The 10429-nt window shown below is 45.3% G+C and carries 22 protein-coding genes; 6 read left to right on the forward strand and 16 right to left on the reverse strand.

Annotation, left to right across the window (positions count from 1 at the left end; genetic code table 11):
* The 10 genes from QD47_RS28020 to QD47_RS32305 all read right to left on the reverse strand — a co-directional run.
* Window positions 1–300, reverse strand: a 300-nt coding sequence (locus QD47_RS28020) for an MBL fold metallo-hydrolase (protein WP_044649208.1), incomplete at its 3' end; no start/stop codon positions are given.
* Window positions 290–529: a hypothetical protein gene (locus QD47_RS28025; RefSeq protein WP_044649209.1), complete on the reverse strand. Its 240-nt coding sequence runs from the start codon at window positions 527–529 to the stop codon at window positions 290–292. The genes QD47_RS28020 and QD47_RS28025, both read right to left, overlap by 11 nt.
* Window positions 526–747, reverse strand: coding sequence for a hypothetical protein (locus tag QD47_RS28030; protein WP_235332391.1), 222 nt, complete (start codon window positions 745–747; stop codon window positions 526–528). Before QD47_RS28030 ends, QD47_RS28025 begins: the two co-directional genes overlap by 4 nt.
* Before the next feature lie 125 nt (window positions 748–872).
* Window positions 873–1805, reverse strand: a complete 933-nt coding sequence (locus QD47_RS28035; RefSeq protein ID WP_044649210.1) for a RecT family recombinase — start codon at window positions 1803–1805, stop codon at window positions 873–875.
* Window positions 1806–1819: 14 nt separating this feature from the next.
* Complete coding sequence (locus tag QD47_RS32755; protein ID WP_200893541.1) at window positions 1820–1972, reverse strand: DUF6906 family protein; 153 nt, start codon at window positions 1970–1972, stop codon at window positions 1820–1822.
* Window positions 1969–2178: a hypothetical protein gene (locus QD47_RS28040; RefSeq protein WP_044649211.1), complete on the reverse strand. Its 210-nt coding sequence runs from the start codon at window positions 2176–2178 to the stop codon at window positions 1969–1971. The genes QD47_RS32755 and QD47_RS28040 overlap by 4 nt, the downstream gene beginning before the upstream one ends.
* Window positions 2175–3737, reverse strand: a complete 1563-nt coding sequence (locus QD47_RS28045; protein WP_044649212.1) for an AAA family ATPase — start codon at window positions 3735–3737, stop codon at window positions 2175–2177. Before QD47_RS28045 ends, QD47_RS28040 begins: the two co-directional genes overlap by 4 nt.
* Window positions 3703–3924, reverse strand: coding sequence for a hypothetical protein (locus tag QD47_RS28050; protein ID WP_044649213.1), 222 nt, complete (start codon window positions 3922–3924; stop codon window positions 3703–3705). The genes QD47_RS28045 and QD47_RS28050 overlap by 35 nt, the downstream gene beginning before the upstream one ends.
* A gap of 9 nt (window positions 3925–3933) precedes the next feature.
* Entirely contained in the window at window positions 3934–4101 is a 168-nt protein-coding gene (locus tag QD47_RS32760) for a hypothetical protein (RefSeq protein WP_200893543.1), read from the reverse strand.
* Between the two features lie 147 nt (window positions 4102–4248).
* Window positions 4249–4404, reverse strand: a complete 156-nt coding sequence (locus tag QD47_RS32305; RefSeq protein ID WP_161797215.1) for a hypothetical protein — start codon at window positions 4402–4404, stop codon at window positions 4249–4251.
* 69 nt (window positions 4405–4473) lie between these two features.
* Here QD47_RS32305 and QD47_RS28055 point away from each other — a divergent pair, with 69 nt between their 5' ends.
* Window positions 4474–4719, forward strand: coding sequence for a hypothetical protein (locus QD47_RS28055; RefSeq protein WP_044649214.1), 246 nt, complete (start codon window positions 4474–4476; stop codon window positions 4717–4719).
* On the opposite strand, the gene QD47_RS28060 is transcribed toward QD47_RS28055, so the two are convergent.
* From QD47_RS28060 to QD47_RS28075, 4 genes are read right to left on the reverse strand one after another with little or no spacing between them, the layout of a single operon-like run.
* Window positions 4697–4894 carry a hypothetical protein gene (locus QD47_RS28060; RefSeq protein ID WP_044649215.1) on the reverse strand — a complete coding sequence of 66 codons (198 nt, stop codon included), beginning with the start codon at window positions 4892–4894 and terminating at the stop codon, window positions 4697–4699. The genes QD47_RS28055 and QD47_RS28060 overlap by 23 nt on opposite strands.
* Window positions 4895–4911: 17 nt before the next feature.
* Complete coding sequence (locus tag QD47_RS28065) at window positions 4912–5529, reverse strand: BRO-N domain-containing protein (protein WP_200893542.1); 618 nt, start codon at window positions 5527–5529, stop codon at window positions 4912–4914.
* The gene (locus QD47_RS28070; protein WP_044649216.1) at window positions 5513–5890 is read right to left on the reverse strand and encodes a hypothetical protein; all 378 of its coding nucleotides are present in this window, start codon (window positions 5888–5890) and stop codon (window positions 5513–5515) included. Before QD47_RS28070 ends, QD47_RS28065 begins: the two co-directional genes overlap by 17 nt.
* Window positions 5891–6139, reverse strand: a complete 249-nt coding sequence (locus tag QD47_RS28075) for a helix-turn-helix domain-containing protein (protein WP_044649217.1) — start codon at window positions 6137–6139, stop codon at window positions 5891–5893.
* Window positions 6140–6379: 240 nt separating this feature from the next.
* Between QD47_RS28075 and QD47_RS30340 the strand changes: the two genes are divergently transcribed.
* Both QD47_RS30340 and QD47_RS31295 read left to right on the forward strand, forming a co-directional pair.
* Window positions 6380–7084: a helix-turn-helix domain-containing protein gene (locus tag QD47_RS30340; protein WP_052647002.1), complete on the forward strand. Its 705-nt coding sequence runs from the start codon at window positions 6380–6382 to the stop codon at window positions 7082–7084.
* 197 nt (window positions 7085–7281) lie between these two features.
* Complete coding sequence (locus tag QD47_RS31295) at window positions 7282–7500, forward strand: helix-turn-helix domain-containing protein (RefSeq protein ID WP_082067339.1); 219 nt, start codon at window positions 7282–7284, stop codon at window positions 7498–7500.
* Window positions 7501–7650: 150 nt separating this feature from the next.
* Here QD47_RS31295 and QD47_RS28085 read toward each other — a convergent pair whose 3' ends face one another.
* Window positions 7651–7971, reverse strand: a complete 321-nt coding sequence (locus tag QD47_RS28085) for a LytTR family transcriptional regulator DNA-binding domain-containing protein (protein WP_044649218.1) — start codon at window positions 7969–7971, stop codon at window positions 7651–7653.
* 524 nt (window positions 7972–8495) lie between these two features.
* On the opposite strand from QD47_RS28085, the gene QD47_RS28090 reads away from it, so the two are divergent.
* Window positions 8496–9080, forward strand: a complete 585-nt coding sequence (locus QD47_RS28090; RefSeq protein WP_052647004.1) for a DUF4352 domain-containing protein — start codon at window positions 8496–8498, stop codon at window positions 9078–9080.
* Between the two features lie 458 nt (window positions 9081–9538).
* On the opposite strand, the gene QD47_RS28095 is transcribed toward QD47_RS28090, so the two are convergent.
* Complete coding sequence (locus QD47_RS28095; protein ID WP_044649219.1) at window positions 9539–9751, reverse strand: helix-turn-helix domain-containing protein; 213 nt, start codon at window positions 9749–9751, stop codon at window positions 9539–9541.
* Window positions 9752–9898: 147 nt separating this feature from the next.
* Here QD47_RS28095 and QD47_RS33810 point away from each other — a divergent pair, with 147 nt between their 5' ends.
* Window positions 9899–10033 (forward strand): hypothetical protein, encoded by a 135-nt coding sequence (locus QD47_RS33810; protein WP_268794280.1) that lies wholly within the window; start codon window positions 9899–9901, stop codon window positions 10031–10033.
* 107 nt (window positions 10034–10140) lie between these two features.
* Entirely contained in the window at window positions 10141–10332 is a 192-nt protein-coding gene (locus QD47_RS28100; RefSeq protein WP_044649220.1) for a hypothetical protein, read from the forward strand.
* The last annotated feature ends 97 nt before the right edge of the window (window positions 10333–10429 follow it).

Below are 10429 nucleotides of genomic sequence, written 5' to 3' on the forward strand. Positions count from 1 at the left end.
ATAGCGGGTTTCAGCAACCCGGCGCAACTCGTCGTCAACGCCCGATATGCCTTTCCATTCGCCCTCAGTTGCATATACCGGAATGCGGTACTTGTTCGCCATCGGTAGGCCCTTGATGTGGTCACCGTGAGCGTGGGTGATGAAGATAGCTGTAATGTGGTCAGGCCGTATACCAACGTCCAGCAGCCGCTTTTCGATCTTGGTTTTGGCAATGCCTGCGTCTATAAGAATGGTTTGTCCTGCAGACGTGAGAGCGATGCAATTGCCTTTGGACCCGGACGCCAGGATGTTAACTTTCATTTTGGCAGTCCTCTGCTTGACATCTAGTTGGGGAAGCGCTGATTACTTGCACAAAGAATGCAACCTTGTCCCCTAGTTCAATCACCTTAATGCAATCTCTATCTACTCCGTACCGCAAGGCGATAAGGTCTTCTTCTTTGTTGGTGTAAGTCTCCCAACGGTCATTCCCCTCGAAAGCTTCTGCCGCTTCTTTTAAAAAAGTTAAGTGTCTTGGGGTAATCTGCTTCATATGCTCCGCTCCCTCTTAATCCGTTCTTGCCACTCTTTAAGGTGTGGGCATCCCTTGGCTGGTTCCTCGTAGTGTCGCCGTCCGAGCACGAAAGAGACAAACATATCCGTACTGCGTTCGTAATACATTCCGTTCAACACTGGACCTGGAGGTCGGGAAGGTTCAGCAGCGAATTCGAACAGGTTCAGTTGCTCCGCGCCCTCGGACAACTCTGCCAACTCCCCTCAGTTCCCCGTAGCACCGGGGGCACACCCGCAAATCGCGAATGTACTCTTCCCGGCCGGGATTTATCTCATTGCCGCAAACGTGACAGTCCTCACAGCGGACGTATATTTCAACTTGGTTAGATTGGAAGCTCGTCATTCGCCTGCTCCTGGGCGGCCTTCTCCGCAAGGTGCATGTCCATAATTTTCAGGAGGCCCTTGAGCTCTGCCAGTGTGGGAGCGTCAGCCTTGGGTTTCGCATGCTCTTGGATATAGGCACGCTGATCATCCCTCTCAGTAATGCCAAGCTGTTTAAATTTAGATTTCATATCAGCGAGTGCTTGTTCAACAGGTGTTGGTGCTTGTTCGGGACTTCCGTCAGGTAGCGGTTGGTTCCCCTGTTTGGCTGCCGCTGCTGCTGCTGCGTCCGACTCGGCAGTAATGTCCCGGCGCTCATAAGGAGACACATTATCAATAGAAGGATTCGCACTCGTCGGCTCATCTTCGGAAACCTCAATTCCGTACTGTCGCTTGAATGCTCTCTTAATTGCGTGCTTAACGATCATGTCGTCAAAGTAGTCCTTCCACATCTGACCGTTTCGGCCTTTAATGAGGTGTTCCACCTGATCCCTTCGCACGATAACAAGGATGTTAGGCGCATCGTCGCGATATGCGATGCAGTAAGCCCCCACCGTCTCCCCCGGGTTCATTACATCCGGTTCATGTTCAACCTCACCTGAATGCATCTTTGCAGTGAAGTGGTCGTTAGCTCTGATTTCAGAAGCGATAAAGCCCTTGTATTGCGGGTGTTTCTTGGCAAGAGCTACAATGCCCTCCACTGCAATCTGCATACTCATTACAGGACCGTCTTTGCCGTTGTACACGATGCAGAAGATTTGATTTAGGAACGGATCAAGACCTGTTCGTACGCATGTTTGAACAAAAAGCGCAAACTGCTCGTTGCTGGTTCCTTTGGCGATGGTAGATTTCAATGTATCCAGATGTTTCTGCGTATAATTTCCGACTACTACTTCCTCCTGAATTGCTTGGAGCTGGTTGTTTGTATTTGCCATGGATGATTGGCCTCCTATGATTTAATGATTTGGGTCTTGCCAGTAGTGCGGTGTACGATATGCATTGCAGCCGGTTCAACTTTGAACACGAGCCAGTTGTCAGGGTTTAAGTTTGCTTCTGTGATTGCGGCCTGCTGGCGGCGGGTAGGCTTCTTTCCGTTCTTCAAGACTGCCCACCTCCTAGGTGTGCTGTAATGCCCTGAGCGGAGACTATATGAAGGGCTTGGGCTTCGCTGAATCCAGCGGCAACCAGTTCGTCAAAGTACGCTTTAGATGCCTTGGCTACTGCCCCATACATCCCCAACATGGCAGGAAGGACCTTGAGCATGTTTTCCATTGCCATTTCATATTCCAGTTGTTCATGTGGCTTCATGCCGCCTCGCCCCCGATCTGTTTTATTTCTAAAGGTGCATCCTCGACGGCCTTTACAAGAATTAGTTGCCCGGAAGGTTGCTTGATTTTAAACACGCTCTCGCTGTTGTCTACGGCGACTGGAGCAATCACACCGCTCTGATTGGATAAGACTTCCCGAAGCTCCAGACCAGCTCTGACGGACTCTGATAGTGACAGCAGCGGGTATGCCTTGCCGTCCATTTCTATTACAAAATCCGGTTTGCGCTCCCCATTCTTCTGATTCTTAAATAAAGAGATTGATAGAGTAGAAAACAGGCTTTGCACCTTGGCGGCCTGCAACTCGGCCTCTTTTGCCTCGAATGCCTTGATCGCGTCGAGAACAAAGATAGAGTCGTTGCGGCTGGCAAGTGTCTCGGCCTCGTCGGCGCGGGCCTTGTCGATATCGGCCTGCATGCCCTGGCGTGATTTATGAGCTGCGATAATATCCGCTGTTCGGTCCCGCTGCTGCTCCAGTTCTCGAATTCGTGCATTCTGCTCTGAAACATCTACAGGCTCAATTGCTGCAAGCTTGGTTTCTAGCTCTTTGCGCTCGTCTATTAGCTTCTGGTGCGCGTTCCGAAGTTCTTCCTTCCGGCGTTCCTTATTGGCTGTGACGGCATCCACAGACTCCGTATCAAGCGGACGTTTGCAAGCAGGGCAATGGTCTTCAATGGCTTCGTTATAGACACGCATGTAGTTGTCCTTGGCCTGCGCAATCTGCCGCTGCAAGGATTGGATTGTACTCTCCAGCACGGTACGCTTGCGGTTTGTCTCCCCAGCAAGATCCGTTTGGGCTTCCAGTGCCCGTATTTGCTCAAGCAGCGCGGCATCTTCGGCTTTCGCTGCTTCGATATCCTCCGGCGCTGCGGGAAGTTTCTGGAGCTGATCGACAAGCGCCTCTGTACGTCCTTGAGCCCGCTTGTATGCCGTGTCTTTGTCGTTCTTGTTCTTCTTATGGATTTCTCCCAATTGCTGCAGCGTGTGCTTTTTGACCAGCTCCGACAGTTTGGAAGCTTGCGGGTTCAGTTTTATGTCCTTGGCCTTTTCGTCCGGGCTTGTCCGGCTCATTTCCATGAATACTTCCTTGTTAGAAACAGGAGTTACATACCGCAGCAATAGATCCCGCTGAGTGCTCCAGTGAAGCGTGAAGAAGTATGAAGGGTTATAGAGCGATAGGAATAGGTCTTTATCGAATAAAGATTTAACAATCTCGTCAAAGTCTCCGGCCTTGCTCGGGACTTCATTAATGTAGTAAGTGGTTTTTCCCTTCTCAATCCCCCGACCTAGAAGCGCCTGTTTTCCGTCGATATCCAGCAACGTTTCAGACAGCACATGATCGTATTTATAGTTGGTAGGTGTAGGATCAAGCTTGCTTCCCATCGTGTCCGTGCCGTACAATGTCCACGTAGGTAATTCCAAAGTAGTGGACTTGCCTGACCCATTGTCGCCCGTGATCTGCGTCGTGTCGCCAAACTCAACAGACAGGTCACGGTGCGCTTTAAAGTTATGAGCCCGCAGGCTGTTTATTTTTATTTCCATGTGTTACCTCCAAATTGTATTTGCGCTCCAGCATGTGCATTTCGCCAAGCAGCGTTTCCCGGGCTTTCTGGTTCTGCTCATCCAGGTACATGTCATACACGAACAGATAATGCTTAATGTCCCGCTGCACTGCCGGGGCAAGTGAGTTGAAGAATTGAAGGAATAATTGCTGTTCGTAATCTCGCATGTTTTCACCTCAATCAAGAGAGATATCGTCGTCCAGTTCCGTAGAATATTCATTTCCCATGCTGTCCTGAATGCGGACATCAACGGTACCATCTTCACATTCCGTGGCATCAACTACTGTTATGCTCCGAGTAATCGAACCAGTGCGGCCTATCAAGTCATCGCGCTTCATTCCCAATGTGTTCACCCCCCTCCGGGTAATCTGCGGTCATTTCTCCTATGCAGACCAGACACGCGTCTTGCTCGTTCCAGCGGCGTAGAAACTTCTTATGCATAACGTTTCTGCATACCGCGCAGCAAGCGACCTCACCTGACTCCTGGTTCCTCACGCTGTCCACCGCCCAACCAACTGCCGATGATACTTGCGGTACTGACCCCGAGCGTGCAGGGCTACCAGAACACGACCATTCTCTAACATCCGGCGTTCCATTTTGCCGAAGAATTCGCATAGTTCCCGTAACCTTTCTTCGTTATTGTGCATGTGTGTGCATGCTCCTTTCTTTCAGCTTCCTCAATCTGGTAAACTATCTTCCAGGGGGAGGTGATAGTATTGAATAAAGATAACTTGCTTAAATTAATTTCGGGATTACCCCTGACCAATGTCCAAAATTACGGCTATATTGTGTTAATGACAGATGTTTACGATGTTTGTTTGGCGCATGGTGTTGATAACACAAACTTGGTCGTCGCTTGGTTGGAAATGCTTGAGAATGATAAGTTGATTACGTTAGTACGGATGAAGGATTCGGGATATGAAGATATGGCTGTCGGACTTACTTTCCCTGAATCTTCCTAGAGTCTTTATGCATCGCAATTGAAAATATGGTGTTGCTAATTTCTCTTATTGAACCGAAATCACGATCAGCAATTAACTGATATAGTTCAATAGCGATTTCAGAATTGCGCTTACCTTGCAAAGACTCTTTTGTTACCACCGTTGCCGCGGTGGTTTCTTTTTGTTGTTCGTCCATATTTACCATCCTCTTGGTTAATGAATGTGTTTGTCGTAGATCGTTTGAGATACCGCTATGTCCAGCCCAAACCGTTCTTTGGTGCCCATCAAGTCAACCGTATCTTCCAGAATCTCCTGCCTGCTTACGAGCATGTCCGGCGTCATTCGGTCCTTTTTGATCATCTTGGGATGACCGTACTTCGATGAAACCGCCTTGTTCGCAATGGTGTTGGCTTTGATGAAGTCCACTCGAACAGGCTTTTTCAGGCTGGAGCGCAGTTTCTGCATGGCTTCTTTTTGATGGTCCTTGTCCAACATGCGGAAGATTTGAAAGCCTTCCAGTCCGGTGGACTGGCGTAACGTGCGGATCGTCTCAAGTACCCAATCCTCAAATTCTTCGGCTTCTTTTCTTCGAGACCGCATAATGACTTTGTAAATCCCAGTCTCAGAGATTATGGATACTTCCTGCCGTCCACCAAGGGTGCTCATTAAGTGCGCTCCCTTTTGAGTAGATTTCAGTTTGCGGAGCATATCCCGCCCACGTTCATACCCAAGTGCCTCAGCGATATCAGCAGCTATCGCCCACCACTCACCGGGTACCTTCTCAATAAAGCGAATGCTGTGTCCGAGCCATGTTTCAGTTCGTATGTTCACCCTGTTCACCAGCCTTTGGTTTGCTGTACTTTAGCATTGTAGAAACAACAGCATCGACAATATCTCTCGCCGCCTGTGCTTGGTCTGTCGTCAGCCCTTGCACATTACTGACACCTAATGAGTTACGAACGATTGTTGACAGAGCATTGACGACTTGATATCGGTTGTATGTTACCAAGTGTCTGAGACGGTGCAATGCTTCGTCCCTTATAGGGGGCCATACATTGAGACTTACCGCAGATGAATGTTTTCGGCGTTCTTCCTCTACTTGAGATTTTATTTTTGGCTCAAGTTCACGAATAAGACTTTCCTTCAAATCAGCAAACTGTTCAGGAGTCATCACGATTGCATTAGGGTACATTTATCGCATTACCTCCTCTCCACTACCTAGTGGTAACGGTTGTTCAAAAATAAACAGATCGTTCAGCCCCATCTCTCTACAAGCACTTAAAAGTCCAGCAATAAATTCATTACCCGGTTCGCGTTGCCCACGTAAAACACGATAAACCTGAACTTTCGAAACTCCTATTTTTTCAGCCAAATCAGCCTCGGACCATCCCTTCTCCTTCATATATTGTTGAGTCTTGGGTATATTAAGTGATAGCCTCATCTCGTATCCCTCCTTGCTGCGTATATTTCGTTACCCATTGGGAACACTTATAAGGTAACACACTTATACCACAAGGTAAAACGTCAAAAAGAGGAATATTTGTTCTTATAGGCTCAAAATCAAGGGATTTTACCACACGGTAACGTTTTTTCTTTATATACCTTTACCTATTGGGAATAATCGTGTATATTTACACTTGTACAACAAAAAAAGTATATGAAAGTGGAGTGTGTATCTAAAATGAGCACAACCTTTGGAGAACATTTGAGATCATTACGAGAACAAAAGGGAATGAGCCTCAATCAATTAGCTATTAAATCAGGAGTAAGTAACGCTCAGATTTCACGTATAGAAAATGGACTTCGCGATTTACCGCGACCAGAAACCATAAAAAAATTAGCAGCAGGTTTGGAAATATCTAAAGCAACCCTAATGGAAAAGGCAGGATATTTTGATGGTTTGGAAGAAAACAAAAAGGATGAGGTAAAAAAATATTTTTCAATTCACGAAGACCTGGATAAGGAAATCACGGGTTTAATACAGGAATATATAAACCGCGGTGATTCGGAAGGTTTAGCGAAGATTTTAAAAAATATATTCATTGAGGAAATAGTGTCTTATACAGAGGAAAAGGGATTGAAAAAGTTACCACTAACAATAGACGGAATAATGGCGTTTTTAGACTACGAAGACGTAGCTATGGAGATAAAATCTTTTTTTATAAGCCAGCTTAAAATAGGGTTATCAGGCTCATCTAAAAAAAGTCCTCCTTCATATGAAACCGAAAGAGAACTTTTTGAAATATCACTTGAGCTATCCGATGAAGAAATTAAAGAGCGCTATGATTTTAAAGTAGACGGTCGTGAATTGACAGAGGAAGAATATCAACGCATGATTGCAGCCGTACGTGCTGAGCGCCTTTATCGGGACCAGACTTCGAAATAGTTCTAATTAAATATGCGGGGTGCTTGTCCATAACAATAGCTAATTGGGTTAAGTCAATTTCTTTTTTCTGAATAGGTCAACACTCCTAGATGTAATATTTTCCGTTTTTGAGAGGTTGGAATCAGTATACCATAAGGCAATAAATAAGAACACTTGTTTGTATATATAATCTATATACGAAAGGAGCGAATTCGTTCTTGGCATACTCCCGCGGGAGGTGTCTGCTGCAATACTGGCTAAATGAACGTGGCATATCTCAGACTGATCTAGCAGAACGATCAGGTTGGTCCGTCCGCATGGTATCCTACTGGTGCAAGACGGAGCGTATGATGAGTGTAGACGCTATGTACACCGTATCCACTATCTTAGAGGTACATATGGAAGATTTGTACCAGTGGATTATTACAGCCGATTAGAGCAGACGAGGCTTAGTTTGGCAGCCTCCCCCGGGCAGATTTGGAACGTATACGTTCTTAACACCACCTTGTACCTATCATAGCCTTTTATTCCTGCGTAGTATGTCGGTCGGTGTCGTCTGGACCCGACCGATTAACATAGGTGAACGGTCATATACCCTCCAGTTTCTCTTTATTCCTCCGCGATACGTTCACATGCTTCCCCTTTCTCGATTTGTCGAAAAATGCCTTTTTACTCGACGAATCATAATCCATAACTTCCGTCATGTTGGTAAGGTTGGATTTTTCGAGTGTTTCAAAGCCTTCTGGCAACAATATAGGGGCAAAGTCCCGCAAAGCATATGCAGGTCTATATTCCGCCGTGCGTGTATGGATTATGGTGTCCCCCTCCTTGGACTCAAAGAAAATGACGTGCTTTGACTGTATTACCTTGGGCGTACCAGTTTTCAAATCAACTACAGGAATGTCCATAAAATCACCTCTGTACTTGTATGCTCAACAGAGGATTAGTTCATAACACGTTATATTGTATTGGTTGTGCACCCTGGCATTCGGATCACCTCCTTAGTAAAATAAAAGAACGCAAAAAGGCCGCTACACAGGCGATAAATGTTTTAAAAAATAACTTCTCGACAATTCATAGCACAGAAGGTGCGTACAAGAAGTTTTTTTTAAACAAAAAATCACACATGTAGCGGCCATTATAGTACCGCTATTAGGCAGACTTAACCCACTAAGGGGATATGCTGCATTCAATGGACTGTTCTCCGCTCGACTCATGTCAGCAAAGATAATTAATAAATCGTTTAATGAAGACAATATATCACAAAGTTAAATAGACTGCAAACTTTTCCAATTAAATTTGTTTTCAATGTTCCCTGCAGCTCATTGCTCTAATCAATTTGGTTCATTTTGTAATTATTTGTAGAAATATTTTCCTAGGTCTGTTAGACTATACCCATAAAAATATTTAATCAAAATAGGGGGAAGAAGCATTGTTTAATAAGAAAGTGTTACTATTTACTACTGCTATACTTGCATTTGGAATTATAGCTGCTGGTTGCGGGGCTAAAGCCACCACTACAGATAGCGGGAAAGCTACAGGATCTACTACACAAGCCGATACAAAGGCTGCTGCAACTGCCGAAAAGGAAGCTGCTCCTAAGGAGACTAAAGTAGGCGAAGCCGTAAAGGTGGGTAATCTTACTGTTACAGCTAGCAAAGTGAGCGCTAAGACTAAGATCGGTGAAAATGAATACCTTCAAAAAACTACCGAAGAAAAATTTATCGTTATAAATCTGGCGATTAAAAATGGAGATAAGGAAGCTCGTACACTGGACTCCAGTATGTTCAAGCTGATCGGCACAGACGGTACAGAATATGAGCCAATGAGCGATGCGGATATGTACATAAACAAACCGGAAAACATGTTGTTTTTCGCCAAGATTAACCCCGGTTTAACAAAGAAGGCAAACGTTGCATTTGAAGTACCAAAGGATAGCAAAGGTTTCAAGTTGCAAGCAGATAGCGGCCTTGGATTTGAAGCTGGTGAATCAGCCTTAATTGATATCGGTAAATAACAAAGAGCCCCGGGCGATATGCTCCGGGGTTTTAATATTTGACTATAGTCAACAAAGGCAATTTTATTGCCTGAATAATTTCCGTGTGGTAACATAAGAATAGAAATAAGGGGAGTCGCAACACTCCCCCAGGACTAACGAGGTGCCTCACGGCGCGCTTATATTACTGTGAAGACAGCAAAACCCACCGTAGGCGGTCAACCTTAGCGGTGGGTTTTGCGCTTGTTACGTTTACGTCTGATCCATCGGAAAAACTTGCGAGAACTAAACCAAAGGCTTAGTAACGTTGCAGTTACTTTCAAGAGCAGATAAAGCGTACCAAGTGCAGTCATGGCGTCAATCACCTCCTTTACAGAAGGCTGCGCCGTGACCCCCACCCGTTGTCCAATCCAGATTATACCACAAGTCCTCATGTTGAGGGCTTTTTATTTTGTTCATTAAAAAGAGCAGTGAGGGTATTACCCCTCCTGCTCTTTTACATACTCAATAATATCGTTTGGCTGCACATCGAAGAAAGCACACAGTTTTTCAATGACCTCCAATGATACATACTCACCTTTATCGAATTTTGCAATAGTAGACGGTCCCAAACTCAATTCTGTACGCAAATCCATTTTTTTCATCCCTCGCTCGACCAACAATTTCAACAAGGGCTTATATGTTATTGCCATCGAAAGACCTCTTTCCTGTAATTTATATATGCATTATAATATTTTAATTACAGAAAATCAAACTTTTTAGTTGACCAAAACTACAGTATATGATATATTATTTACAGGAAGTGAAACATTAACTTCCCGAAAGGGTGAACACTAGGAATGAAGGATTGGGTAAACCTTGTTACGGCAATCATCCAACTGGCTACAGCATTGGCTGTACTCCATGTACACAACGCCAGCCGTAAGAAGACAAAGAAAAAAGGAACCAAACGACGCGGTGGGCGCAGACGTTAAGGATTCCTTTGCGAGGTGGCGGCTAGTATAGCGCCATCTCCACCCAATCATAGCATACGAAGTTCACATATACAATTGGCGGCGGCCTTACGTTGGAGGTAATGACAATGTTTAAGAAGTATAGAGCAACAAAGGAAAATGTAATTTTGCTGGAAAGCGCCATGAAGGCGCTGGGCTATCCAATTGAAAAGGTTAGCGCCGCAAAAGATTACAAAGGATTTAAGTATAATAACTGGAACATGATGTTCCACAATATAGTAAATTCAAAAATGCAAGAACTGGAGACTGCTCACAATTAACCATTAAGGGGCTACGGCCCCTCTATAGGAGGTAATCGTATGGAGACAGTAACGATGGTTGTGGGCGTGGCTGCGTTGGTTGTATCGGTGTACGTTG

The sequence above is a fragment of the Paenibacillus terrae genome (genome assembly GCF_000943545.1).
Classification (GTDB): domain Bacteria; phylum Bacillota; class Bacilli; order Paenibacillales; family Paenibacillaceae; genus Paenibacillus; species Paenibacillus terrae_A.

What these genes read in the sequence shown, in the direction of transcription:
- QD47_RS28025 (WP_044649209.1), bottom strand. Translation starts at nt 529, where the DNA reads ATGAAGCAGATTACCCCAAGACACTTAACTTTTTTAAAAGAAGCGGCA.
- QD47_RS28035 (WP_044649210.1), bottom strand. Translation starts at nt 1,805, where the DNA reads ATGGCAAATACAAACAACCAGCTCCAAGCAATTCAGGAGGAAGTAGTA.
- QD47_RS28040 (WP_044649211.1), bottom strand. Translation starts at nt 2,178, where the DNA reads ATGAAGCCACATGAACAACTGGAATATGAAATGGCAATGGAAAACATG.
- QD47_RS28045 (WP_044649212.1), bottom strand. Translation starts at nt 3,737, where the DNA reads ATGGAAATAAAAATAAACAGCCTGCGGGCTCATAACTTTAAAGCGCAC.
- QD47_RS28050 (WP_044649213.1), bottom strand. Translation starts at nt 3,924, where the DNA reads ATGCGAGATTACGAACAGCAATTATTCCTTCAATTCTTCAACTCACTT.
- QD47_RS32305 (WP_161797215.1), bottom strand. Translation starts at nt 4,404, where the DNA reads ATGCACAATAACGAAGAAAGGTTACGGGAACTATGCGAATTCTTCGGC.
- QD47_RS28060 (WP_044649215.1), bottom strand. Translation starts at nt 4,894, where the DNA reads ATGGACGAACAACAAAAAGAAACCACCGCGGCAACGGTGGTAACAAAA.
- QD47_RS28070 (WP_044649216.1), bottom strand. Translation starts at nt 5,890, where the DNA reads ATGTACCCTAATGCAATCGTGATGACTCCTGAACAGTTTGCTGATTTG.
- QD47_RS28075 (WP_044649217.1), bottom strand. Translation starts at nt 6,139, where the DNA reads ATGAGGCTATCACTTAATATACCCAAGACTCAACAATATATGAAGGAG.
- QD47_RS30340 (WP_052647002.1), top strand. Translation starts at nt 6,380, where the DNA reads ATGAGCACAACCTTTGGAGAACATTTGAGATCATTACGAGAACAAAAG.
- QD47_RS28085 (WP_044649218.1), bottom strand. Translation starts at nt 7,971, where the DNA reads ATGGACATTCCTGTAGTTGATTTGAAAACTGGTACGCCCAAGGTAATA.
- QD47_RS28095 (WP_044649219.1), bottom strand. Translation starts at nt 9,751, where the DNA reads ATGGCAATAACATATAAGCCCTTGTTGAAATTGTTGGTCGAGCGAGGG.
- QD47_RS33810 (WP_268794280.1), top strand. Translation starts at nt 9,899, where the DNA reads ATGAAGGATTGGGTAAACCTTGTTACGGCAATCATCCAACTGGCTACA.
- QD47_RS28100 (WP_044649220.1), top strand. Translation starts at nt 10,141, where the DNA reads ATGTTTAAGAAGTATAGAGCAACAAAGGAAAATGTAATTTTGCTGGAA.